Here is a 25411-nt window from a genome sequence, read left to right as displayed (position 1 = left end):
TTCCCTCTTGTCGGGTTCAGCTCGTGGCGGTCGCGATGCGCAGTGGTACCGGGTCCGGTGGAATCGCTTCGTTGAGGCGGATGATCTCCGCCCACCAGGACGGGCCGTCCTCGATGTGCCGCAGCAGCACCCCCTCACGGATCGCCCACGGGCAGAGCGTGAGCGACCTGATCCCGGTCAGCTTCATCGCGGTGTGCCCGACCACCGCGCCGGCCAGACTCTGCGCGGCGCGCGGCGCGGAGATGCCGGGCAGCAGAGCGCGGTCGGCGGCGGGCAGGACGGCGAGACGGACGGCCGCGTCCCGCAGGTCCTCACGTTGTAACCGCCGTTCCACGAACGGGCCGTGCCGCCCCGGCGGTGCCCCGCACAGGCGGCCCAGTTGCTGGAAGGTGCGCGAGGTGGCCACCGCCGTGTGCGGTCCCTCCCAGCGGATCCGCGCCGCCGCGTCCCGCAGCTGGTGGCGGACCTTGCGGCGCAACGCCCGGACCTGCTCCGGGAGCGGAGGGTCCTGGCCGTCGAAGAACTCATGGGTGAGCCGGCCCGCGCCGAGCGGCAGCGAGGCCACGAAGTCCGGCACCCGGCCGCGGCCGAAGGCCACTTCGAGCGAGCCGCCGCCGATGTCCATCAGGGCGAGCGGCCCGGACCGCCAGCCCATCCAGCGGCGTGCGCCGAGGAAGGTGAGCTCCGCCTCCACCTCACCCGGCAGGGTGCACAGTTCGACCCCGGTCCGCGCCCGGACGGTCCGCAGCACCTCCTGGCGGTTCGGGGCGTTGCGCACCACCGCGGTCGCGAAGGCGAGCGGACCCGCCGCACCCCACCTGGTCGCGGTCCGGCTCGCCTCGGCCACGGCATCCACCAGCCGATCTACGGCCTCGTCCGGCACCGGGCACCCGGGCTTCACCTGATCGGACAGCCGCAGGCGCCACTTGGCGGTGTGGACCGGCAGCGGAACCCCGTCCTCCGCGTCCGCGACCGCAAGTCTGACCGTGTTCGATCCCACGTCCACCACGCTGATTCGCATGGCCGGTGGGTACCCACTTGGCCGGTGGTCCAACGCGAGGACCGCCCTGCGGGCCAGGTCCCGGCCAACGGCCCGGCCCCGCCGTCCGGTTGGGAGGCACGGGGTGCGGACGACCGGGCCGGACGGGAGCGTGCGCAGGGGCCGCCGTCTCCCTGCGGACGGCGGCCCCTCGGACCTGACGGCTCGGGCGGTCAGGGTCACATGTGGACGACGGGCGCGGCGTCCGCGTCCTGTTGCTGCACCCCGCGCCGGTAGAGCAGGAGCGCGATGAGCGCACCCGCGGCGAAGAAGCCCGCCGACCACCAGAAGGCGGTGGTGTAGCTCTCGATCGTCGCCTGCGCCCGGACCAGCTTGTCGGTCGCGTTCTTCCCGGTCAGGTAGTCGGTGGCGGCGCTCGCGGCCAGCGTGTTCAGCAGCGCCGTTCCGATCGAACCGCCCACCTGCTGCATGGCGTTGACCGTGGCGGAGGCGACGCCCGCGTCCTGGGCCTCCACTCCGCCGGTGGCCATCTGCATGGCCGGCGGCATCACCAGGCCGAGACCGATGCCGGTCACGATGAGCTGCGGCAGCACCGAGCTCGTGTAAGACGAGCCGACGCCGATCCCGGTCAGCCAGGCCATGCCGACGCCGGCGATCGCGAAGCCCAGCGGGATGACCGCCTTCGGCCCCATCCGCGGCACCAGCATCGTGGTGCCGAGCTGTGCGGCCACCATCAGCGCGGCGACCATCGGCAGGAACGCCACGCCGGTCTTGGTCGGGCTGAAGCCCAGGTTCAGCTGGAGGTAGTAGGTGAGGAAGAGGAACACGCCGAACATGCCCGCGCCGGAGATCAGCACGGCGAAGAAGGAGGCCGCGCGGTTGCGGTCCAGCAGAATGCGCAGCGGCAGCAGCGGGTGCGCGGCGCGGGTCTGCCACCAGGTGAACGCGGCCAGCAGCGCACCTCCGGCGATCAGGAAGCCCCAGGTCGCGGGGGAGCCCCAGTCGTGCGTCTCCGCGTTGGAGAAGCCGTAGACCAGGGAGAACAGACCGGCGGCGACCAGAATGGTGCCCGGCACGTCCAGCTTGGAGTTCGAGGCGTCGCGCTTGTTGGCCAGCAGCACCCAGCCGCCCGCGAAGGCGACGACGGCGATGACGACGTTGACATACAGCGTCCAGCGCCAGTCGAGGGCGTCGGTCAGGATGCCGCCGAGCAGCAGACCCACCGCGCCGCCCGCGCCGGCGATGGCGCCGTACACGCTGAACGCCTTGGCGCGTTCGCGGGCGTCGGTGAACGTCGTGTTCAGCAGGGACAGCGCGGCGGGTGCGAGTAGCGCGCCGAAGGCACCCTGCAGGGCGCGAGCCGTGACCAGCATCTCGAAGTTGGCCGCCGCGCCGCCGAGCGCGGAGACCGCCGCGAAGCCGACGATCCCGATGAGGAAGGCCGACTTGCGGCCGAAGAGGTCGGCTATGCGTCCGCCGAGCAGCAGCAGGGAGGCGAACGCCAGCGCGTAGGCGGTGACGATCCACTGCCGGTTCCCGTCGGAGAACCCGAGGTCGGCCTGCGCGGACGGCAGCGCGATGTTCACGATGGTGGCGTCCAGGACCACCATCAGCTGGGCCAGGGCGACGACCGCGAGGATCCACCACTTCTTCGACGAGGCGGCGTCCGGCGCCGTCACGGCGCCCTCCCGGCCACTCTCGGGCAGGGTCTTCTGTGACATCGGTGAAACCCACTCCGGGGACGTAGTTCAGGGGGAGGTAGTTCAAAGGCAAAGGGCACGTAAACGAAACGGTTTCGTACGCCTTGAGGTTAGAGTACATCCAGCGAAACGGCAACGTTTCGCTGGGTGGGGAAGTTTCAGCCATGCCTGCGCACCAGGGCCCGCGGTGAGAAGTCCGCCGCCCCGGTCCCGGCTCCCGGCGCCCGGACCCCGGTCCCGACGCCCGACCCGTCACGCCATCTGGCGTCGCACCAGCTCGTGCAGCCGGCCGCCGGTGTCCGCGAGGAGCTGGGCGGGCGGGCCCTGCTGGGCGACCTTGCCGTCCTCCATCACGATCACGCGGTCGGCGTCCATGACGGTCGACAGGCGGTGCGCGATGACGACGCGGGTGGCGTTGAGGGCCTTGGTGCTCTCGATGACCGTGCGCTGCGTCTCGTTGTCCAGTGCGCTGGTCGCCTCGTCGAAGAAGAGGATGCGCGGGCGGCGGATCAACGCCTGGGCGATCATGAGGCGTTGCCGCTGGCCGCCGGAGATCGCGCCGCTGCCCGAGACGATCGTGTGCAGGCCCATCGGCATCCGCTTGATGTCCTCGGCGAGCCCCGCCATCTCGGCCGCCGCCAGCGCCTCCTCCGGCGTGTACGGCTCGGTGCCGCAGATGACGTCCAGGATCGACCCGGTGAACGGTTGCGCGTGCTGGAGCACCACCCCGCACTGCCGGCGTACGGCGGACTGGTCGAGCGCGGCCAGGTCCTGACCGTCGTACAGCACACTGCCCGAGACCGGCGGGTCGAAGCCGATCAGCAACCTGAGCAGGGTCGACTTGCCGCAGCCGCTCGGGCCGACGACCGCCACGAACTCACCGGGCCGGATGTCGAACGAGACGTCGTCCAGCACCAGCGGACCGTCGTCCGAGTAGCGGAAGGACAGCCGGCGGGCCTCGATGCCACCCAAGAGCGGGCCGGGCCGGGTGCTTGCCTTGCGCACCTCGGGCGTGGCCTCCAGGACGGGCTTGATCTCCTCGAACAGCGGCAGCGCGGCCACCGCCGAGACGAAGGAGCCGGTCAGCTGGGTCACGGCCGTCAGCAGCATCGTCACCGACGTGTTGAAGGTGAGGAACGCGGACGCGGACATCACCCCGCGCGCCGGGCCTGCCAGCAGCATGAACATCAGCAGGGTGCACAGCGGCAGGTACACCGCGCCCATCACCGTGGTGAGGTTCTTGATGCGCCCCACCTTCTGCTGGAGTTCCCGGCTGCGCGCGAACTCCGAGGCCCAGGCCGCGTAGGCGTAGTTCTCGGCCGCCGCGACCCTGAGCTTCGGCAGGCCGCGCAGCGTCTGGAAGGCCTGGTTGTTCAGCTTGTTGCCGAGCACCACCAGCCGCCGCTGCCAGCGCACCTGCCACAGCCCGAGCCCCAGGAACAGCGCGGCGATGACGACGAGCATGCCGATCGCCGCCAGCGCCATCGAGGCGCTGTACCAGAACAGCAGCCCCAGGTTCATCGCGCCCACGGTCACCGACTGGGCGAGCACCGGGCCGATGCCCGCCATCATCCTGCGCATCGCGCTGATGCCCATGGCGGCGCTCGCCAGTTCGCCCGTGGAACGCTGGGTGAAGAACTTCGTCGGCAGCCGGAGCAGCCGGTCCCACACCGCCGGTTGCAGCGTGGACTCGATACGGCCCTCCAGACGGAGGATCGTCAGGTTCTCCAGCAGCATGAAGGCCGCCGCCACCACGCTGCTGACCATCACCGCGAGGCAGGCCTGCACGATCAGCTCGGTCTGCGCCTTCGGCACGTACTCGCCGAGCACCTTGCCGGTCGCGATGGGCACCAGCGCGCCGATCGCGACCGTCACCAGGCCGCTGATCAGGAGGTTCCGCAGATCGCCGCCCGAGCCGCGCATGCTGAAGCGGAGCAGCCCGAGCGGCGTGAGCGGCCGGTCGGGCAGGGGACGGTAGAACATCACCGCACGCGGCTCGAACTCCTCCGCGTTCGCCTTCTCGATCGGCGTCTCCCGGCCGGTCGCCGGATGGACGGCCACATACCCGCCGCGCCGCCACAGCAGCGCGACCGGCGCACCGGACAGGGCCCGGTGGCCCACCAGCGGGCCGACGTCGTCGTGCCACCAGCGCCCGTCAAGGCGTACCGCCCTGGTGCGCACGCGGGAGGCGATCGCGATCCGTTCCACCGGGTCGAGGCGGTCGCTCTCGGTGCCGGACTGCGCGGGTTCGGCGAGCGTGATCCCGGCCGCCTGGGCGACCAGCTTGCAGGCGGCGTGACTGGCGTCCGCGTCGGCGGCCGTCGTGCGCTGCGAGGACCGCTTGCCGATCGACGCCAGCAGCGTCCGGTCGGCCTGGGCGCGGACCGCCTCACCGGCCTTGATCCCGGCCGCGGTGCGGGTCTCGTGGGTGTGCTCCAGCTGCTCGATCCAGCGGTCCAGCGTGGTCAGCAGCCGGTACTGCTGGTCGACCATGCTCTGCCACACCGCCGGGTCCATCAGCAGGTCGGCGGCCGCCTCCGCTCCGTACAGCGAGCCGTACTGCACGCTGCCCGGCGGGACCTGCATCCAGAACACGTCGTCGTCGGTGAGCGCGGCGGCCCGTTCGGTGGCCATCGGCGCCTGGAAGAGGATCGACAGGCTGCGGCCGACGCCCAGCGCCAGGGCGTACTCCAGCGGGCTCGTCGTCGGAGGTACGTACTGGGGGTTGCCGTACTCGTCGTAGGACCAGGTCTCGGTGTTCGCCGGCTGGTGCAGCTCACGCAGACCGATCCGGCGCACCACACAGTCCCTGAGCGGCCGTGCCACGAGGGTGTGCTGGGGCCCGGGCACCGGACCGAGCAGCAGTGAGCCCGCCTCCAGGCGGCCCAGGTGGTGCCAGTGGCCCTGCTGGTCGGCGTCCACCGCGAACAGGTCGACGGCGCCGGCCGCGACCAGCCACAGCACCTGCGGCCCCTCCAGATCGAGGCGGTTGAGGCCGGTGCAGTCGAGGGGCGCGCCCATGGACCCGAGCGCGCCCAGAACGAGGTCCGGCTCGTGTGCGGTCGTCATCTCACCGCTCCCTGACCAGCTCGGCGTACGCGCCACCGCGCGCCACCAGCTCCTCGTGCCGCCCACGCTCCACGATCGTGCCGTGCTGCAGTACGACGATCTCGTCGCTGTCGCGCACCGTGCTGAGCCGGTGTGCGATCACCACACAGGCACAGCCACGTTTGCGCAGGTTGTCCATCACGACCAGCTCGGTCTCCGCGTCCAGCGCGCTGGTGACCTCGTCGAGCACCAGGATGCTGGGCCGGCGCACCAACGCCCGTGCGATCTCCAGGCGTTGCCGCTGACCGCCGGAGAAGTTCCGCCCGTCCTGCTCCACCTTGCTGTGGATGCCGCCCGGTCGCCGCACGACGACGTCGTACAGGGCCGCGTCCCGCAGCGCGTCCTCCACCGCGTCGTCCGGGATCGACGGGTCCCACAGGGCCACGTTGTCGCGGACCGAGCCCTCGAAGAGGAACACGTCCTGGTCGACGAAGGAGACGGAGGCCGCGAGCGCCCCGCGCGGGATGTCGTCCAGACGCTGTCCGTCGATACGGATCACGCCCTCCCAAGGGGTGTACAGGCCCGAGATCAGCCGGGACACCGTCGACTTGCCGCTGCCCGAGCCGCCGACCAGAGCGACCTGCCGGCCCGGGCCCACGGTCAGGTCGAAGCCGGACAGCAGGGGCTTGTCCAGCGGGCTGTAGCCGAAGGTGATGTTCTCCAGCTCGACATGGCCCTGCAGCCGACGCGTCGACTCGCCACCGCCTCGACGGTCGTAGAGCGGGTCGGCCTGGAAGTTCTCCACGTCCTTCAGCCGGGCCACGTCGGCGGCGAAGTCCTGGATGCGGCCCGCGACTCCGTTGAGACGGGTGATCGGGGCGGTGAAGCGGGTGACCAGCGCCTGGAAGGCGACCAGCAGACCGACCGAGATGCCGCCCTCCACCGCCCGCATCCCGCCGATCCACAGGATCAGCGCACTGTTCAGCGACGCCAGCGTCGGCGCGACCACGCCCAGCCAGGCGCTCGGCACCCCGAGCCGCTGCTGCTCCTCCAGCGTGGTGGCGTGCTGCCCCGCCCACTTGCGGAAGTAGCCGTCCTCACCGCCGGTCGCCTTCATGGTCTCGATCAACTGAAGCCCGGTGTAGGCGGTGTTGGTGAGCCGGGCGCTGTCGGCGCGCAGTTTCGCCGTACGGGTGGCGCGCAGCTTGATGACGACCCGCATGGCCACCACGTTCAGCAGGGCCACGCCGATACCGACATACGTCAGCTGCGGGTCGTAGGTGTAGAGGAGCACCGCGTACAGGACGACGACCACCGCGTCCACGCCCGCCGCAGCGAGGTCGCGGGCCAGGGTCTCGGCCACCTGGTCGTTCGACTGCAGGCGCTGCACCAGGTCGGCGGGGCTGCGCTGGGAGAAGAAGGTCACCGGCAGCCGCAGCAGATGGCGCAGGAAGCGGGCGCTGGACAGGGTGGAGGAGATGATGCGGCCGTGCAGCAGGTTCGCCTGCTGCAACCAGGTCAGCACGAGGGTGAGCAGCACGGACGCCCCCATCGACGCGAACAGCACGCCGAGCAGGGAGGTCTGACCCCCGATCAGGAACATGTCGATGTAGGTGCGGCTGAGCGCGGGGACGGCAGCGCCGACCAGCACCAGCAGCAGGCTCGCCAGCACCGCCGCCGGCATGGTCCCCGCGGTGCCGCGCAGCCGGGCCGGCATCGCGCCCAGAACACCGGGCTTGCGTCCGCCCCGGCTGAACTCCTCGCCGGGCTCCATCACCAGCACGACACCGGTGAAGCTGCCGTCGAAGTCCTCCATGGGCACGAAGCGGCGGCCCTTGCCGGGGTCGTTGATGTACACGCCCCGGCGGCCGAAGCGGCGGCCCATGCCGTCGTAGACGACGTAGTGGTTGAACTCCCAGAACAGCACGGCCGGCGTCCGCACCCCGGCGAGGGCGGCCGTGTCCATCTGCATGCCCTTGGCCGTCAGGCCGTAACTGCGGGCCGCCTTCAACAGGTTGCTGGCTCGTGAACCGTCCCGGGACACACCGCACGCGATGCGCAGCTCCTCCAGCGGGACGTGCTTTCCGTAGTGGCCCAGCACCATCGCGAGGGAGGCGGCGCCGCATTCGACCGCCTCCATCTGGAGCACGGTGGGTGTACGGACGGTCTTCGACTTCCCCTTGGGGACGGGGCGTTTCGGCGGGGCGGCGCGGCGCCTGCTGCGGGTGTCCTGTGCGGTGGTCACGGCAGCAGCCAATCGACGGGATGCTGATCGGCCAGCCGGATCGAACCCGTGGCCGAGGTCATGGAGGTGAGGGCGAACGGCGGCCCGTCCGTGGACGACCACTCGTAACCGCTCTTCGTACCGGACGACTTGTCCAGCTTCACCAGCACGGCCACCGGCCTGCCGTCCTCGGTGAACTGCTCGCCGAGCTGGCTGTCGCCGAGGAACGCGGAGATCTGCTGGGCCGACTGGGCGGAACGGTCCACCGTCTTCACCCGGCCGTGCAGCACGCCGTACTCCTGCGTCGGCACCGACTGGACGGTCAGGTCCACGGCGGCGTCCGCCGGGATGGAGGCCGCGTTCTCGGCGGGCACGTACACCGTGGCGTAGAGGGGGTCGGAGGTGCGGGCGATCTTCTCCACGGCGGCGACGTTCGCGCCGGTCTGGATGATCTGCCCGATGGTCGCGGCGAGTCCGGTGATCCGGCCCGCGGCGACCGTACGGACCACGGTCACGCCGTCGGCCGTACGGACCTTCAGTACGGGTGCGTCGGCGGGCAGCCGTTGGCCCTGCTCGGCGACGACCTCGGTCACCTGGCCGGCCACCGGGCTCTGCAGGATGTAACTGCCCTGCCCATGCGTGAGGATCGCGGGCGCGCTCACCGTCGAGGCCACCGAGCCGGTGACCGCCCACACACAGGCGGCCGCCATCACGACCACCGTCACGGCCAGCACGAGCCAGCCCTGGGGGCGGGCGAAGCGCACCGGAAGGTCCAGCTCTTCGGGCGACTGGAGCTTGGCGAGGGCCTGTTGGCGGAACTGCACGGAACTTTCCCTCACCTGCGAAAGAGAGAGGACCGGCTCGCGCGAGCCGGCTGGGTCGGAGCACCCGAGAGTCCCGGAACCGCAGAGCGGCTCCGGGACTGAAGGATCACAAAAGGTGCGATCAGACGCCGGCGACCAGGTCGGTGACCGGGGCGGTGTTCAGGCCGGTGGCGCCCTCAACCGTGCCGACAGCGGTGTTGACCAGGCCGGAAACCGGGGCAACGCCGTCCACCAGGCCGGTGACGGTGCCGAGGGCGTTGACGGCCAGGCCGCCGGAGACGTTGTCCAGCTCGGCGTCGGAGATCTCGACGGTCGCAACCTGGGGGGTGGAGTTCATGGGGGAACTTCCCTTCATATGGATATTCGCAAGGGGGGAGCGGCCCCCTCTGGGGGACAGAGGAACCGCCGCGACCGCAGGTGCCGGGCACCCGTTGCCGAAGAACCCTTGGCGGTCCCTGCGGTGCGATGGATCAAAGCACGCGGCGGGTCCGCGCTTCCAATCAACCACCCGCCTCACCAGCGCACTTGTGACCCAGACGCACCGTTCGGTGCAGGTGTGCGCACGCGTTGGTGGCGACTTCTTCACACTGTGTGCGGCTTCGATTCATACGAGCGCTTGCGGCCTCCGGGGCGAATCCGACACTCCGCGCCCAAGGGGCGGCGCGCACCGCGGGTATGTGCAGAACTTCCGCGCGGGGTGACTGCCTTGGGTGGTCGATGTGCAGATTCTCCGAAGGGAGGATTCAGCGCGACGATCGCGACGGAGCGTCGATGATCTGTTGCCGACCGTGTCAGTCCGGGAATGCGCAGAACGTGCTCGCCGGTGTCGCGATGACGACGCGATGACGACGCGATGCAGGTGCCTGACAGGTGCCATGCAGGAAAGGCCGTGCGATGGCGCGGCTTTGTGGCCACCGCTTCGATCAAGACATCCGCACCGGCCACCGCACACCGACGGAATGCCGATCGCCGCACCGCCGGCATCGGTCCGAAGGCGCCCCGGGCTGCCCCCACGGCGATCAACGTCGCCGTTCCGGCGGCGACCGACCGAGCTCGCCCGGACGCCCCGCAGTCCTCCCGGTACACCCTCTGCGACCAGGGAAGACGCGCCGTCGCTGCGGTAGCCGGCCAACGCCCGTACGGACGGGCCCGGTTCGAGAACCCGACGGACGAATTCGGCGGCGAGGGCCTTGTCGGCTTCGGCGGTGGTCATCGGCATATGGGGGACTCTTTCCCGCGCCGGACCGGCGGGCGGCGGCCATGGCCGATTCGGTGTCGTGCGCCGGGCGCGCGAAAACGGAATTGAACGCCCCGTGCACCCCGTGCGTACTTCCAGCCATCCAGGCGCCCCATCAACTGCCGCACCAGGCAAGAGACTCCGGTCCCTCAGGAGGTCGAGAAGTTTGAGTCACAAGCGAATTCCGAAGCGCAAGGCCGCGATAGCGGCGGGCGGCGTAGTGGCGCTCGGAGCAGCCGCAATTCTGCTCCCCAACGCCAACGCCTCCCAGGACGGTGCTTCGAACGACGCCGCCGCCGCGCCGAAGACTCTGAAGGCGGCGGATGCCTCGGACCTCGCCTCGCAGCTCGCAGGTCTGCTCGGTGAATCCTTCGCCGGTTCCTACTACGAGTCCGACAGCCAACAGCTCGTCGTCAACGTCATCTCGGGCGACAACAACAACGTGGTCGTCCAGGCGAAGAAGGCCGGCGCGAAGGTCCGCGAGGTCGCCAACAGCCTCACCGAGCTCGAGGCCGGCGCGCAGACCCTGAAGACCAAGGCGACCATCCCGGGCACCTCCTGGGCCGTCGACCCGAAGACGAACAAGATCCTGGTGACCGCCGACAGCACCGTGACCGGTGCCAAGTGGGACAGACTGGAGTCGACCGTTGACGGTCTCGGTTCCAGCATGGCCACCATCAAGAAGTCGGCCGGCACCTTCAAGACGTTCGTCTCCGGCGGTGACGCCATCTTCGGCGGCGGCGCGCGCTGCTCGCTCGGTTTCAACGTCACCGCGGGCGACGGCAGCCCCGCGTTCCTGACCGCCGGTCACTGCGGCGTCGCGGCCGAGCAGTGGTCGGACGCCGAGGACGGCCAGCCGATCGCCACCGTCGACCAGGCGACCTTCCCCGGTGACGGGGACTTCGCCCTCGTCAAGTACGACGACCCGGCGACCGTGGCCGCGAGCGAGGTCAACGTCGGTGGCGGACAGACCGTCCAGATCTCGGAGGCCGCGGAAGCCGCGGTCGGCCAGGAAGTGTCCCGGATGGGCAGCACCACCGGGCTCAACGACGGCCAGGTCCTCGGACTCGACGCCACCGTGAACTACCCGGAGGGCACCGTCACCGGGCTCATCCAGACCGACGTCTGCGCCGAGCCCGGCGACAGCGGCGGCTCGCTGTTCACCCAGGACGGTCTGGCCATCGGCCTGACCTCCGGCGGCAGCGGCGACTGCACGGCCGGCGGAGAGACCTTCTTCCAGCCGGTCACCACCGCGCTGGAGGCGGTCGGCGCGACGCTCGGTGCGGGCGACGCGGCCGGCGGTGCGGGTGACGAAGCCGGTGGCGCGGGTGCCGGTGACGCCGGTGCCGGTGACGCGGGTGCCGGTGACGCGGCCGGCGGCGAGGAGGCCGGTGCTGGTGACGCGGCAGGCGGCGAGGAAGCCGGTGCCGGTGCCGGTGAGGAGGCCGGTGCCGGCCAGGAGGTCGGCGGCGAGGAAGCCGGAGCCGGCCAGGAAGCGGGCGGCGAGGAAGCCGGAGCCGGGGAAGAGGCCGGTGCCGGTGACCAGACCGGCACGGGCGAGGACACCGGTGTCGAGGGCGGCTCGGGTCTGACCGAGTCCCACTGATTCCACCGCCGACGGCGGTCCGGACCGGAGTCCGGCCGCCTCGGCTCCGCCGGCCGAGTCGAGAGCGGTTCGCCCCCACTGAGCCGCTCTCGACAGCGCGGACCCCCGGCCCCAACCGCGGGTTCCGGCCGGTGGTGGACCGGTCCGGCCCTCCGGCGGGAGGGCCGGACCGGTCCGTTTCACGACGCCCCTCGTCCGCACCCGCTCGGGTGCCGGACGAGGGGCGTCGCCGTGCGAGCCGCCCACCCCGGTCAGATCGGGTCAGTCGGTCTTGTGAGCCCTGAGCAGCAGCAGTGCCACGTCGTCGACTCGCTCCCCGGTGGCCGCTCCGTGCCGGACGAGATCGTCGGCCAGTTCGTCCAGTGGTCGGTCCCCGGCCTCGGCCAGTCGTTGCCCGAGCTCCGCGAGCGCGTCCTCGATGTCGACGCCGGGCGACTCGATCAGCCCGTCGGTGTAGAGGACGAGGACAGAGCCGGGAGCCAGGCTCACCTCCGTGGTCGGATAGGTGGCCGCGCCGTCGATGCCCAGCAGTGGTCCGCCCGCCAGGTCGAGCACCCGTACCCGCCCGTCCGGCCGGCGCAGCAGCGGCGGCGGATGTCCCGCCCGGGCCATCACGGCCCGCCCGCGCCCCGGGTCGAGCCGCAGATACAGACAGCTGGCGAACAGATCGGAGCCGAGGTCGATCAGCAGCCTGTTGGTGCTGCGCATGACCTCCTCCGGCGGCTGCCCGACCGCGGTGTAGGCGCGTACGGCCGTACGTATCTGTCCCATCAGCCCCGCCGCGGTCACGTTGTGACCCTGTACGTCCCCGATCACCGCCGCCGCGAGCCCCCGCGTCGGCACCAGGTCGTAGAAGTCACCGCCGATCTCCATGCCCTGCGTGGCCGGCAGATAGCGCGCCGCCGCCTCGATGCCCGGCAACGACGGCAGCGAATGCGGCAGCAGCGCCTCCTGCAGACCGTGGGCCAGTTGCTGCTTGGCGTCGTAGAGCATCGCCCGCTCAAGCGCCTGGGCGATCAGTCCTCCCAGACTGGTCAGCACCGCCCGCTCGTCCGCCGGGAAGGGATGCGGCTCGGGATAGGCCAGCACACAGGTGCCCACCGGACGGCCGGAGGCGATCAGCGGCAGATACGCCCAGGCGGCGAACCCGTCGGAGGTCTCGTGCCGCTCCGGATACAGGTGCTCCAACTGCTCCCGGGACTCGAAGAAGCCCGGCACCCCGTTGATCAGGACGTGCGTGCCCGGGGTCCGTGCCGTCAGCGGCAGCCCGTCGAACCGCTCCACGACCTGCGGGTCCGCGTACCCGCGATGCCCCAGCACGTGCAGCCGGCCCGCCCGGGAACCGAGGACCACCAGGGCGTTGCTGCCCACGGCGGGCGCGATCTCGTCGGCGACCAACTGCACCACGTCCTGCACGCCCACCGCCTCGGTGAGCGCGCCCGCCAGGCTCAGCACCTGGGAGATGGTGACCAGCCGGGGCGAGGCGTCGCCGGGCCGCGGTCCGGACCGCCTCATCTCCGCCACGGCCCGTGCCCGGCTGATCCGCACGCTCAGCCCGTTCGTGCTCGGATACATCCGGAACGAGAGCCACTCGCCGGGCGGCCGCAGCGCCACGAACGACGTGCTGTGCTGGCTGAGCAGCGCGGCCCGGTAACGGTCCTCGTACACCGGGTCGTTGAGCCAGGGCACCGAGGCCCACAACTGGGAACCGAGCAGATCACCGGCCGGGACGCCGATCAGTTCGGCGGCGGCCGTGTTGGCGAAGGTGATCCGCCCGTGCAGATCGAGCGAGCACAGCCCGTACGGCAGCCGCGCCACCATCCGCGCCGCCTCCACGGAGCCGAGCGTCCCGGCCGCCCCGCCCAGCGCGGGCGCGTCGAGCAGGTCCGGTTCGGTGTGCAGCGGGACGCTCTCCTCGACGGCGCGCTCCAGCCGCACCGCGAGCCGCCCGCAGGAGGCCGTCAGATGGTCCCGCTCCCGGTCGGACAGCTTCGGTGGATGTGCCCCGGGCCAGGTCACGAACACCGCCCCGTACACCGTCGACGCGGTGGCGACCGGAACCGCGGCCAGCGCGAAGGGGTACGGCAGCACCACCGCGATCCGAGGAAAGCGGACCGCCATCTCCTGTTCCCCGCCGACCCACACCAGCCGCCGCTCGCGCACCGCTTCGGCCACCGGGATCGGCGCGCTCAGCCCCACCCGTTCCCAGGGCGCCGCGAACGCGCGCGGCAGCCCCGCCATCACCGCCATCTCCAGCACCGCCCCGTCGGGCGCCAGCAGGTAGACCGCGCCGGAGTGCGCGTGCACCTCGTCCATCATCGAGGCCAGCGCCAGCGACAGCAGCGGGCGGCCGACCCGCGTCCGGGCCGTCACCGGCGCCTGGCCGGACGTCTGCCCCTCGGACACGCCGACCACCTCCTCGCACGAGCGCGCGATGGGTTCTGTGGGATCAAATCTCCCCCTTGGCTGCCCGTCGCGCACGACGAGCGACGTGAGGGCCGTCCGGCAACGGCGCGGATGAAGGGCATCCGGATACCCCGGGGGGACGGTGGGACGCCGTGTATACCCAGTTGCGTCCGGCACATGCCCCCACATTCGATGCGCGCGGCGATATGCGGGCGCCGTGCGTGCGCCCCCGCGCCCCCTGATGGCCGGTTCTCCGTGCCCGCGAAGGGTCAGGGGCGCGAACAATGGGGCACGCGTTCCACATCTTGGAACCGGCGTACGGCGAGCTGAAGGGGTGGCAGTGATCCGGGTGCTTCTGGTGCACGACGAGTGTCTGGTGAGATCGGTACTTGCGGAGTGGCTGTGCCGGGACCCGCAGTTGCGGGTGTTCGACACGCCGTGGCGGGGCGCGCACGGCAGGGTGCGGTCCGTCCGGCCGGATGTCTGCGCGGCCGACCTGGAGTGCTCGGACACCTACGGCATCCCGCCGCTCGGTGACCTGTCCGTGCGGGGCCCGGACCCGGTCTCGCCGGGGCTGCTCGTGCTGGCCTCCGCGAACCGGCCCGGACTGTTGAAGCGGGCGGCCGAGGAGGGGGCCCTCGGCTACGTCGACAAGGAGGGTTCGCCGGAGAATTTGGTCCGCGGAATCCGGCGAGTCGCCGAGGGGAAACGTTTCGTCGACGACTCGCTCGGCTTCGGTTTCCTCAAGGCCGCGCAGATGCCGCTGACCCGAAGAGAACTCAGCGTGTTAACCCTCGCGGCGGAGGGAGCCTCCGTCGCGGAGATCGCCGGGAATCTGCACCTGTCCCACGGGACCGTGCGCAACTACATGGCGGCCATCACCCGCAAGACCGGGGCCCGCAACCGCATCGACGCGATCCGGATCTCGCAGGGAGAGGGCTGGTTGTGACCGCCCCGGGGGCACGGGTGTCCAGCTGCCGACCAGTTCCCGGTACTGCGTCGAGCGGCGTACCAGCTCGTCATGGGTGCCGTACGCCGTGTGCCGCCCGTCCATGACGAGCACCCGGTCGGCCCGCCGCGCCGAGCTGATGCGGTGGGCGACGACCACCAGGGTGCCGCCGGGGCGGGCCGCGAAGGCCCGCTCGGCTCGTTCCTCCGCCACCGGGTCCAGATGACAGGTGGCCTCGTCGAGCAGGGTGAGCGGGGCGTATGACAGATAGGCCCGGGTCAGGGCGACGAGTTGCCGCTCGCCCGCGGACAGCGCCGCCGGATCCACGGGACCCGAGAGCCCGCCGAGCGCCTCGAGCAGCGGGGTCAGTCCGACCGCCTCGGCCGCGGCGAGCAGCTCCGGCTCGGGGACGGGGTCCGGCCGGAACAGCCCGAGGTTCTCGGCGAGGGTGCCGGTGACGACGTAGGCCTCCTGCGGGATGAGCACACGCAGCGCGGCGGCGTCCGGTCCGGGGACCGGTTTCCCGTGGATACGGATCGTGCCGCGGCGGGGGGTGAGCACCCCGGCGACCAGCGCGGTGAGCGTGGACTTCCCGATACCGCTCGGGCCCACGACGGCCAGGTGGGCGCCGGGCGGGAGCGTGAGGTCGAGGTCGTCGACGACGGGTGCGCTGTGCGGGCCGTAGGCGAAGGTGACGGAGGTGAGGGACAGGGCGGGGTGGGGTGGCGTCGGGGACGCGGGGGTGGCGGGGGTGGCTGCTGCGGCGCGGGCTTGCGTGGGACTGGTCCGCGGGCTCGGGGGGCCTGGTGGTCCGGAGGACCCCGGGGGATCCGTGACGGGATCCCCGGCCGGATCGCGTGGGTCGGCGGGGTGTGGGGCCGGCGAGCCGTGCCGCCCGGCGGGCCCGTCGGGAGCCCGCCGTCCGTGGCCGCTCGCGTCCGGTGGGTCGCCGGCGTCGCGGACCAGTCGGCGCAGTACCACGACCAGCCGGGAGCCGCTGGTGCCCAGGCCGTGCACCAGGTTGCGCAGGGCGGGGAGCAGGGACTGGGTGACGTAGGCGAGGGCGCCGACCAGGGCGCCCGTGGTGGCACCGTGGGCGAGGAGCCAGGGCGTGGTGACGAGCAGGAGCACGATGGGCAGCTGGCCGCCGACCGCGAGGGAGGCCACGCGCAGGACGCTCCAGCGGGCGAGTGAACGCGCGGCCCGCAGTTCGGCGTCGATCCGGTCGCCCGTCGCGGCGGCGAGCTGCTTCTCCGCGCCGGTCGCGGTGATGTCCCGCAGCCCCGGGCAGACGGCCCCGAGACTTTCGGCCAGCGCCTCGTCCGCGACGAGGAACGCCTCCTGTCGGCGGGCCAGCGGGCGGAGCGTCACCGCGAACAGGGCCACTCCGGCGAGCAGCGGAGGGCCGACGACCAGCAGGAGCAGCGGGTCGAGCGAGAACAGGCCGACGAGCGCGCCGACCGTGGTGAACAGGAAGGAACGCGACACCATCACCAGCCCGGCGAAGGTGTCCCGGGCGATCTCCACCTGCTGGGTGAGCCCGGACAGCGCCCCGCCGTCCGCCTCCCGCACCCCGCGCGCCACCACCCGTGTGACGAGCCGGTCCCGGAGTGGTTCCACCAGCGCGGCAACCGCCGCGTACACACGGGCGGTGCCGTACGCGCCGACGACCACCCCGAGCCCGGCCACCGCGAGCCAGCCGAGCCCGACCTCCGTCCGTCCGGCCAGGAACCCCTCGTCCAGAGCACGGGCGGGCGCGTACCCGGTGAGAAAGGTCTGCGCGGTCTCCAGCACGGACCAGCCCCCGAGCCGCACGAGAACCCGCCACCTGTCCCGCAGGAAGCGAAGCCCGGGCCGGAACAGCCCCTCAGTCACGACGACACCGGTTTCCCTGGTGCGCCGGGCGTGCCCGGTTCCCGGGGTTGGCCGGCCTCGGAGAGGTTGCCGGGCTTGCCGGGTTCCTGGCGTTCGCCGGCCTTGGAGGGTTCTCCGGGCATGCCGAGTCCCCGGAGTTCGCCGGCCTCCGAGGGCGTCCCGGGCCGGTCCGCCTCGCCGAACTCTCCACCCCCGCCGGGCCCGTCACCCCCGCCGGGCCCTTCACCTTCGCCCAGCCCTTTACCCTCTCCAGGCCCGTCATCCTCCCCAAGCCCGTCACCCTCCCCAAGTGGTTGGTCCTCCCCGAACACCGCCCGGTACTCCCCATCCCGCCACAGCTCCTCGTGCGGTCCCACCGCCCGTACGCGGCCCCCGTCCAGCCAGGCCACCGCGCCCGCGCGCGCCGCCGTCGCCGCGCGGTGGGCGATCAGGAGCCGGGTGGTGCCGGGGCCGTCACCCAGCAGGGCCCGGGTGATGTGGGCCTCGGTCACCGTGTCGAGGCTGGAGAGGGCGTCGTCGAGGATGAGCAGGCGGCCGCCGTGGGCGAACGCCCTTGCCAGACCCAGGCGTTGGGACTCTCCGCCGGAGCGGGGCGCGTCGGCGACGGCGGTGGCGTAGCCGTCGGGCAGGCGGCGGACGAAGTCGTCCGCGCGGGCGGTGCGGGCCGCGTCCCGGACGCGTGCGGGGGAGGGGGACGCCAGGCCGAGGCCGATCGCGTCCTCGACGGTGGTGCCGAGCAGCGCGGGGCGTGCGAAGGCGTGGCCTATCGCGCGGCGCAGCTCGGCGTGGGCCAGTTCACGCAGCGGCACCCCGTCCAGCAGTACCTCCCCGGCATCCGGGTCGGTGAGCCGCCCGGCGACCGCGGCGAGCAGCGACTTGCCCGCGCCCGACCGCCCGACCACCGCGAGGGTCGTTCCGCCGGGTACGACCAGGTCGACGCCGTCGAGCACGGCCCGCCCACCGCGCCGGGCGACCACACCGCGCAGCTCCAGCCGGCCCGGGCCGGCTGGTGGACGCCGCGATCCGTAGGCGGGTGCGGGTTCGGTCAGGACCTCGACGAGGCGTCCGGTCGCGGCCCGTGCCCGGGCCAGGCCCGCGAGCTGTCCGACCAGCACGCCGACGCCGGTGGCGAGGACCGCGTACCGGGAGGCCGCGAGGACCTCGCCGACCGTCAGCCGGTCCCGGACGAGCAGCACACCGGCCACGGCGACGACCGCGAGCTGGAGCAGTGGGGCCACGGCGACGGCCTGCCCTGCGGCCCGCCCCTGCACCTGCCACATACGGTGTCCGGAGCGGGACAGTTCGGGCAGTGGCCGCAGGATCCGTGCCGTCTCCCGGTCGGCCGTACCGGCCGCCCGGATCGTTCGGTGGCCGCCGAGGGCCTCCGCGAGCGCGGACGCGATGCGCCCCTGCACCTCCTGGTAGCGGGCCACACACTCCGTGGTGTCCCGGGCCAGGGTGCGCAGCAGCAGGGCGAGCACCGGTGCTCCGGCGAGGAACACGGCCGCGAGCCACGGGTCGATCAGGGCCAGCGCCACCATCGCGCCGAGAGGTCCGGTGAGCGCGGCGAGCAGCGCGGCGCGGGCGGCCGGTGCCGTTCCGGCCTGTGCGGCGTTGCCGACGAGGCGGGCGACGAGGTCGCCGGACCCGAAGCGGGCGGCCGCCCGCGGGCCGACGTCGAGGACGTGGCCGGTGAGCCGGCGCCGCAGCCAGGCGGTGGTCCGGGCGTCCACGGTGCCGCTCAGCACGGTCTGGCACGCGTCGAGAAGGGCGAGCAGCAGGACGAGGCCGGCGCAGTACAGCACCCAGCGGGTCGCGGGGTCCCGCGCGAGCAGCAGGTCGAGGGCCCGGCCCAGGGCGGTCGGCAGGGCCAGTCCGGCCCCGGTCGCGGCCGTGCTCACCAGGCACAGCACCAGCAGGCGGCCGCCACTGTGCCGGCCGGCCGGGCCGAGTGCTCCGGGAGGCGCCGAGGAGTCGGCGTTCCGAGTCGTCATGCGGCTGGCGGCCTCGCATCCGATATCCGATGGCGGAAAACACCAGACAGGGGGACGCCGGGCGGCCCCTCCCTCGCGGGAGCGGACCGCCCGGAGCCCTCACATGCGGTGTCGTCAGAGACAGAGCAGAACGCTGGCCGCGCTGATGCAGGACAGCAGGCTGACCGTGCTGTTGCCGCCGCCGCCGGTGTGCTCGTCGGACTCCATCGTCTGCAGGTCGAGAAGGGCCATGTTGTTTCTCCTTGTGTGTCGTCCGTGGGGACGGGGTTGAATCACGACTCCGACAGGTCTGCGGAACCGTGCTGTGGGGGCCGCCGGAGCGGCGGCAGGAACGGCAGGTGAGCGGATTCCCGGGCGTCGAGGGCCGCGCCGAGCGCGAGCAGGCACCCTGCCGTTCCGGTGCCCAGGTCCATCGACAGCCGCATCATCTGGTGCCCGGGAAAGGCCAGTTGGCCCTGGTAGGACATGGCGAACCAACCGAGCCCGGCGATCTGTTCGCGGAGCCGTTCGGTGCCGGCGCCGGGTGTGCCGGTCCTCGCGAGGTGCAGGATCATCCCGGCGCGGCCCTGGAAGAGGCCGGGCTGCGCGTAGAAGCGTGAGGTGGCCGCCGTCAGCACGCCGGCGCGGGCCCGCTCGAACTCGTCGACGAGATCGGCGAGTCCGGTGGGTCCGGCGAGGTCCGTGAACGCGCCGCCGCTGTCGGAGACTTGGGCGAGCCAGTCGTCCAGCACCATCCCGATGCCCACGCTGCCGTCACCGAGGTAGGGCAGGGTCCGCCAGCCCTCGTCGACCTCCAGCGCGCCGCCCTCGCGGGTCGCGCAGCACTCCAGGTCCCGGCCCAGCGCCACCCCGGCCGCCGCCAACAGCCTTCGCTCTCCGGTGAGTTCGTACTGCCGCAGCAGGAACAGCGCGGGCCCGCTCGCACCCCGCAGCAGTCCCGCCCGTCGTCGCCGGGAGGTTTCCGGCAGCGGCTCCGCGAGTCTTCCCACGAGGATGTCGGCGGCCTCCACGGCACGCTCCCGCAGTTCCGGTTCACCGGTCGTGCGGGCCAGTTCACCGAGGACCAGGCCGAGGCCGGCGAGTCCGCCGTGCAGATCGGAGGAGAGGTTCTGCCACCGTTCCTTCAGGATCCCGTCGATTAGGTCGAGGGCCCGCTGCCGGTGGCCGAGCCGGTCCAGGACGTGGGCGACGCCCGCGAGACCGTCGTACAGACCGAGCGGTGTGCCCGCGGGCGGCGGCGCGGTGCGGGCGAGGAGCCAGCGCTCGCCCTCCTCGTACCGCTCGGCGCCGACCGCGTCCAGCGTGTACAGCACACCTGCCGCGCCGTGCGCGAGGCCGAGGCCGCCGCCGTCGGAGAACTGGGCGATGTCACCGGGGAAGAGCCGGTCGTCGCGTTCCGGGGTGGCCGAGGCGAGGAGCGCCTTGACCATCGAGTCACGGCCGTAGGGCCAGTCCCCGGGATCCACGAAGGAGGCGGCGTCCACGGAGGAGGCGGGCTTGACCGAAGTGGCGGCGGGCTCCGTGAGCGAGGCCGGCGGTGACGAAGGGCGCACACCCACGTCCCGCGTGATCTCCGCGACCGCCTCGTCGAGGAACTCCTGCGGCACGCCCGGAAACTGACGGGCAATCACCTGCGCCAGATGGGCCGCCTTGCCGCGGTCGACCACGAACAGCGTGGTGACGGGCAGGAACAGGGCCAGCCGCAGGCAGGCCAGCGCGTACCGGTCGACATCGACACCCGTGCGGTCCGGCGGTGCGAAGAAGCCCGGGTGCGCGACCACCTGGCGGCCCTGTTCGGAGACCGGGGCCGCGGCCTCGAAGTCGAGCAGGGACACCGACTCCTCGTCGGGCGCCACCATGATGTTGAAGACATGCAGGTCGTTGAAGACGATCCCGCGTTCGTGGACCGTCCGCACCGCCCGTTCCACCGCCCCGTGGATCCGCACCGCCCACGCCGCGTACGAGGCCACCGCCGCCGGATCGGGATCCGGGGTCAGCAGCGGGTGCCGCTCGGCGAAGAACGAGTTGAGCGGGCGACCCTCCAGGAAGTCCATGACCAGGAAGCGGTGGTCGCCGAGGGTGAACCAGTCCCGCACCTCCGGCACCACACCGGTCCCCGACACCTGCTCCAGGGCGTACTTCTCCCGCTCCAGGCGGGCTATCGCGTCGGCCCCGTCGGAGGCCAGCCCCGCGTGCGGCCGCCCCTCCTTCAGGACGACCTTGCGTCCGTCCCGGGTGTCGGTGCCCGCGTAGACCCCGCCGCCGTTGGAGAAGTGCAGTGCCTTTTCGATCCGGTACGGCAGCTCGCCCACCGTCGTGGTGTTCCGCGCCGCCAGATGCGGTTCCAGGAACGCCGGCAGGGTCACCCACTCCGGCACCTGGAACGACGGCGCCCGCCGGTCCGGCACCAGGCGGCCCTCGCCGTTGCGCACCGCCGGCACCAGCGAACCGCGCTCGTCGACGACGAAGGTGCGGGCGAACGCGCCGTGGCGGACGTACAGCGGACCGTCGTACCAGCGCAGATCGGTGAGGATGTACGGCCCCTCGTAGCCCTTCAGCAGATCGCCCAGCTCACGCAGTACGAGGTGCAGCTGCTCCTCGTCGGCCGGGTACACGGTGACGAACTTGCCGCTGGTGTCGCGGCCCGCGTACTTGGTGTTCCGCAGGTGCAGCAGGTGCGGGCCCGGCACGAACTTGAACGGGATGCGCCGGGGCACGCAGTAGTCCCACACGATCGCGGCGATCTCCTCGGCGTTCGCCCGGGTGGCCGAGGCGTGGATCTTCCAGCCCTGCGCCGGGCCGGGCACCGGCGAACCGTCCGCGTCCAGCGGCGTCAGCGTCAGCCAGTCACCGATCCGCGCCGCGTCCCACCCCTCGGGCACCGGGCGCCGTGCCGTCTCGTACCCGGGCGCCGCCTCCTGCCCTCCCACGGACAGCCGGTCCGGCGTCTCGTAGAAGTGTCTGTCGGCGAGCGCGTACACCTCGTACCGCTTGTCCATGCGTCCCCCTCCGTGGCGACGGCACCGAGCTTTCCAGTGAGCGGCTGGCCACGGACAGTCACGCCTGTCACGAGCTCGCCGTGCGGAACGCATGCGTCAAGTCATGTTCGGACGGTTTCGAGCGCCGGTTCGCCGCGGAGTCCACGGAACGCCCACAGGGGCTGCGCGGGTGCCGCATACGCGCTGTAATGGCGAATGTGGTCAGTGAGGGCGCTGCGGAAGGCAGAAGGCGGACGCCGCATGCCGAAATCGCCCTGAAAACGCTCACGGCCGATCCCGACTCACCGGAACGGCTGCGCCATGTCCTCGAACTGGCGCTGGTCTTCGCCGGGGCGACCTTCGCCGCCGTGTACGCCCCGGGAGAGGGCGACGACGCGCTGCGCGTGGTGGAGTCGGTGGGCGTGTCGAGGAGGTTGTACGGGCTGCGCGACAGCTATCCGCGCTCCGGCAGGTCCCCGGCTGCCGAGGCCCTGCGCGCCGGGCGGCCGGTGTGGTTCGGCCCCGACGAACTCGCCGACTGCCCGGAGTCCCGGCGAGCAGGGTCCCAGGAGTTCTTCCTGGCGGCGCTGCCCGCGCGGGGCGACGGCGGCGGGGCCTGTCTGCTCGCCGTGAGCGAGGCGTCGGCCGGCTTCGCACCCGACGAACGAACCTGCCTCGAACTGTTCGCGGACGCCGTCTCCCACCCCACCGTCGCCCGCCCCGCCGAGGGCGCCGAGCTGCCCCCGGGCGCCTTCAGCCTCGCCATGGACAGCGGCCGGGTGGAGGTGGGGGAGGAGGTCCTTGAGCTGTTCGGACTCGGTGCCGAGGACGCCGAGGGCTTCGACGGCAAGGTCGAGACGCTGCTCGGGCTGACCGTGCCGGAGGACCTGCCCTCGCTGATGTCCGTGGTCGAGGCCGACCACATGTCCATCGGCGACCGTGAGCTGGAGTTCCGGGTGCTCCAGCCCTCCGGCCCGCCCAAATGGCTGCGGCTGCGTGGACGTCTCCTGCCGGGCGGCGAGGGTCGGCTCGCACGGCTGGTGGGCACCGTCACTGACGCCTCCAAGCTGCGCTCCGAGGTCACCGACGTGGCCCGGGTGCAGCGCCTGGCCGCGGCCCTCGCCATCGCCGGCACCGTCCGCGACGTCGGCCAGGCGGTCGTCTCCGCGCTGCGGGGCCCGCTGCGGGCCGACCGGATCGCGCTCGCCGAGCTGGAGAACGACCGGCTCGTCGTCACCGTCCTCGACCCGCCCGAACAGGAGGCCTGGCCGGAGCTGTGGCGCCGGGAGTGGCGCAGCGAGTGGCCCGACGCCCCGGTGCGGACGATGCCCACCCTCGCCGCCGCCCTGCGCGAGGGCCGCGCCCAGATCTGGCCCGCCGGCACCGTGCTTGAGCCCGCCCTCGCCGAGGTCGGCCCCGGCGGACTGGCCGTACTGCCGCTGCCCGCCGTGGGCCGCATGGCCGGCGCCTGTCTGATCGGCTGGGACGCCCCGCACGAATTCGGCCCCGACGAACGTGCCCTGCTCACCGCCTCCGCCGGCCTCGCCGGGCAGGCACTGATGCGTGCCCACGCCTTCGACGCCGAGCACGAACTCGTCGGCATGCTCCAGCGCCAGCTGCTGCCCCGCCGGCTGCCCGAGCTGCCCGGCGCGGTCGCCGTCACCCGCTATCTGCCGAGCACGGCCGGTCTGGAGCTCGGTGGCGACTGGTACGACGTCATCCCGCTGCCCGACAATCATGTCGCCCTTGTCATCGGCGACGTCCAGGGCCACAGTGCGGCCGCCGCCACTCTCATGGGCCAGATGCGTACCGCGCTGCGCGCCTACGCCGTCGAGGGTCATCCGCCCGACGTGGTGGTCTCGCGCGCCAACCGGCTCCTCGCGGACCTGGAGACCGACCTCTTCGCCACCTGCGCCTATGTCGACGTCGACCTGGAGGAGGGCTCCGCCTGGTGTGTGCGCGCCGGGCACCTGCCGCCGGTGCTGCGTCACCCGGACGGCTCGACGGAGATCGCCGAAGCGGAAGGGGGACCGCCGCTCGGTGTGCTGACGCAGGCCGACTTCCCGATGAGCCCCCTCAGGCTGCAGCCCGGGACGGTCCTCGCTCTGACCACGGACGGCCTGGTCGAGTCCGTGGAGACCGACATCGACGAGGGCATGGACCGCCTCGCCCGCGACCTGGCCGCCTGTGACCCCGTTGACCTCGGGCTCGTCGCCGATGCCCTCCTCGGCAACGCGCGCCGCAGCGACGACGTCGCCCTGCTCCTCGTGCGCTACGACGGCATGGCCTCCCTCCCGCAGCGCGAGAGCTGGACGGTGTGGCGCGTCCCCCAGGCCGTCGGACACACCCGCCGATTCACCCGCCGCACCCTGCGTGCCTGGGGCGTTCCGGACGACGCCCTGGACACGGCCCTCCTCGTCGTCTCCGAACTCGTCACCAACGCCCTGGTGCACACCGACGGCCGGGTCCGCCTCGACCTCACCCGCATCAACCACCTGCTGCGCGTCGCCGTCGCAGACTCCTCCCCGCGCACCCCCGTCAAGCCGACCAGCGTCAGCTGGGACGCCACCGGCGGCCGCGGCATCCTCCTCGTCGAGGCCATGTCGGCCGCCTGGGGGGCCGTGCCCGTCAGCGGCGGCAAACAGGTCTGGAGCGAGATCGAACTGAGCGGGTGAAGACGTCCTGGGTGAAGAGGTCCGGCCCGGACGGGTACCCGGATCGCCCGTCCCGAGCAGAGAGGCACGTCATGACCCAGCACGTCAGCGACATCATGACCAGCGCCCCGGTCACCGTGGAACCGCAGACCTCCGTGACCGCCGTCGCCCGGATCATGCGCGACCGGGACATCGGAGCCGTCCTGGTCTCGGACGGCGACACCCTGCGCGGCCTGGTCACCGACCGTGACCTGGTGGTGCGCGCACTCGCCGAGGGCGGCGACCCCGAGCAGACCACCGTCGCCGGCGCCTGCAGCGACGACCTGGTCACCGTGAGCCCCCAGGACGACCTGGACCACGCGATCGAGGTCATGCGCGAGCACGCGGTACGCCGTGTTCCGGTCGTCGAGAGCGGCCACCCCGTCGGGATGGTGGCCCTCGCCGACCTGGCCATGGAACGCGACCCGGAGTCCGCCCTGGGCGACATCAGCGCCGCCCGGCCCAACACCTGAGCACCCGATCGGGTGCATCGGGGACTCGCTCGACTGTCCGACACTCGCCGCCCCGGCCGAAGCGGCGCCGGCCGGGGCGGCGGGTTTGCCCGGAGCGTAGGCGGGGACCCGGACGCACGGCACGGAAGGACAAGCCGCCCCGGTCCGCGGTGGGCCGGAGGCAGGACGGGACACAGAAGGAAGATGAAGCGCCGTGACCGCGCAGATCAGTGAGCAACCAGTAGTCCGCAGGCCCGAGACGGGCTGGTCGAGGGCCCGCCGTCTGCGCGGCGTCCGCGCCCTGCGTACCTGCCTCCCGGCGGTCGAGGAGACGAGCGCGCCCCGCCCGGCGCGAACCGGCTCCGAGGAGAACATTTTCCGGGGCGAGGACTGAACCCTCCCGCTCCTCCCGTCGTCCTCTTAAC

15 protein-coding genes and 1 pseudogene are annotated in these 25411 nt (G+C 72.4%); 5 read left to right on the top strand and 11 right to left on the bottom strand.

Going from position 1 to position 25411, the window contains the following annotated elements; genetic code table 11:
- Window positions 1–16 precede the first annotated feature (16 nt).
- The 6 genes from OHA64_RS05480 to OHA64_RS05455 form a co-directional block, all read right to left on the bottom strand.
- Window positions 17–1021, bottom strand: a complete 1005-nt coding sequence (locus OHA64_RS05480; protein WP_405608676.1) for a Ppx/GppA family phosphatase — start codon at window positions 1019–1021, stop codon at window positions 17–19.
- Window positions 1022–1218: 197 nt separating this feature from the next.
- Complete coding sequence (locus OHA64_RS05475; RefSeq protein ID WP_405608673.1) at window positions 1219–2721, bottom strand: MFS transporter; 1503 nt, start codon at window positions 2719–2721, stop codon at window positions 1219–1221.
- A gap of 231 nt (window positions 2722–2952) precedes the next feature.
- On the bottom strand, window positions 2953–5769 hold the full coding sequence (locus OHA64_RS05470) for an NHLP bacteriocin export ABC transporter permease/ATPase subunit (protein WP_405608670.1): 2817 nt from the start codon (window positions 5767–5769) through the stop codon (window positions 2953–2955).
- Window position 5770: 1 nt separating this feature from the next.
- Window positions 5771–7993, bottom strand: a complete 2223-nt coding sequence (locus OHA64_RS05465) for an NHLP family bacteriocin export ABC transporter peptidase/permease/ATPase subunit (protein WP_405608667.1) — start codon at window positions 7991–7993, stop codon at window positions 5771–5773.
- Window positions 7990–8796 carry an HlyD family efflux transporter periplasmic adaptor subunit gene (locus tag OHA64_RS05460; protein ID WP_405608664.1) on the bottom strand — a complete coding sequence of 269 codons (807 nt, stop codon included), beginning with the start codon at window positions 8794–8796 and terminating at the stop codon, window positions 7990–7992. The genes OHA64_RS05465 and OHA64_RS05460 overlap by 4 nt, the downstream gene beginning before the upstream one ends.
- Window positions 8797–8917: 121 nt before the next feature.
- Window positions 8918–9133: a type A2 lantipeptide gene (locus tag OHA64_RS05455; protein WP_356772036.1), complete on the bottom strand. Its 216-nt coding sequence runs from the start codon at window positions 9131–9133 to the stop codon at window positions 8918–8920.
- Between the two features lie 1066 nt (window positions 9134–10199).
- Here OHA64_RS05455 and OHA64_RS05450 point away from each other — a divergent pair.
- On the top strand, window positions 10200–11639 hold the full coding sequence (locus tag OHA64_RS05450) for a S1 family peptidase (RefSeq protein WP_405608660.1): 1440 nt from the start codon (window positions 10200–10202) through the stop codon (window positions 11637–11639).
- Between the two features lie 261 nt (window positions 11640–11900).
- Here the strand turns inward: OHA64_RS05450 and OHA64_RS05445 are convergent, their stop codons facing one another.
- On the bottom strand, window positions 11901–14054 hold the full coding sequence (locus tag OHA64_RS05445) for a SpoIIE family protein phosphatase (protein ID WP_405608657.1): 2154 nt from the start codon (window positions 14052–14054) through the stop codon (window positions 11901–11903).
- 232 nt (window positions 14055–14286) lie between these two features.
- Here OHA64_RS05445 and OHA64_RS05440 point away from each other — a divergent pair.
- Window positions 14287–14910, top strand: a pseudogene (locus OHA64_RS05440) (LuxR C-terminal-related transcriptional regulator); the annotation flags it as partial.
- On the opposite strand, the gene OHA64_RS05435 reads toward OHA64_RS05440, so the two are convergent.
- The 4 genes from OHA64_RS05435 to lanKC form a co-directional block, all read right to left on the bottom strand.
- The gene (locus OHA64_RS05435) at window positions 14833–16869 is read right to left on the bottom strand and encodes an ATP-binding cassette domain-containing protein (RefSeq protein ID WP_405608654.1); all 2037 of its coding nucleotides are present in this window, start codon (window positions 16867–16869) and stop codon (window positions 14833–14835) included. The pseudogene OHA64_RS05440 and the gene OHA64_RS05435 sit on opposite strands and share 78 nt — an antisense overlap.
- Window positions 16866–18863 carry an ABC transporter transmembrane domain-containing protein gene (locus OHA64_RS05430; protein ID WP_405608651.1) on the bottom strand — a complete coding sequence of 666 codons (1998 nt, stop codon included), beginning with the start codon at window positions 18861–18863 and terminating at the stop codon, window positions 16866–16868. Before OHA64_RS05430 ends, OHA64_RS05435 begins: the two co-directional genes overlap by 4 nt.
- A gap of 114 nt (window positions 18864–18977) precedes the next feature.
- On the bottom strand, window positions 18978–19094 hold the full coding sequence (locus tag OHA64_RS05425; protein WP_054233519.1) for a SapB/AmfS family lanthipeptide: 117 nt from the start codon (window positions 19092–19094) through the stop codon (window positions 18978–18980).
- 41 nt (window positions 19095–19135) lie between these two features.
- Window positions 19136–21862, bottom strand: a complete 2727-nt coding sequence (lanKC, locus tag OHA64_RS05420; RefSeq protein WP_405608646.1) for a class III lanthionine synthetase LanKC — start codon at window positions 21860–21862, stop codon at window positions 19136–19138.
- Between the two features lie 188 nt (window positions 21863–22050).
- Between lanKC and OHA64_RS05415 the strand changes: the two genes are divergently transcribed.
- The 3 genes from OHA64_RS05415 (at window position 22051) to OHA64_RS05405 (ending at window position 25380) form a co-directional block, all read left to right on the top strand.
- Complete coding sequence (locus tag OHA64_RS05415) at window positions 22051–24516, top strand: SpoIIE family protein phosphatase (protein ID WP_405608643.1); 2466 nt, start codon at window positions 22051–22053, stop codon at window positions 24514–24516.
- A 71-nt stretch (window positions 24517–24587) separates the two neighbouring features.
- A complete protein-coding gene (locus OHA64_RS05410) occupies window positions 24588–25007 on the top strand; it encodes a CBS domain-containing protein (protein ID WP_405608640.1) in 420 nt (139 codons plus the stop codon).
- 193 nt (window positions 25008–25200) lie between these two features.
- A complete protein-coding gene (locus tag OHA64_RS05405) occupies window positions 25201–25380 on the top strand; it encodes a hypothetical protein (protein ID WP_405608637.1) in 180 nt (59 codons plus the stop codon).
- Window positions 25381–25411 lie beyond the last annotated feature (31 nt).

Origin of the sequence: Streptomyces sp. NBC_00076, assembly GCF_045041235.1 — a bacterium.
Lineage (GTDB): Bacteria > Actinomycetota > Actinomycetes > Streptomycetales > Streptomycetaceae > Streptomyces.
Note: the sequence above shows the minus strand (reverse complement) of the source record. Positions and strands in the feature narration are given on the sequence as shown.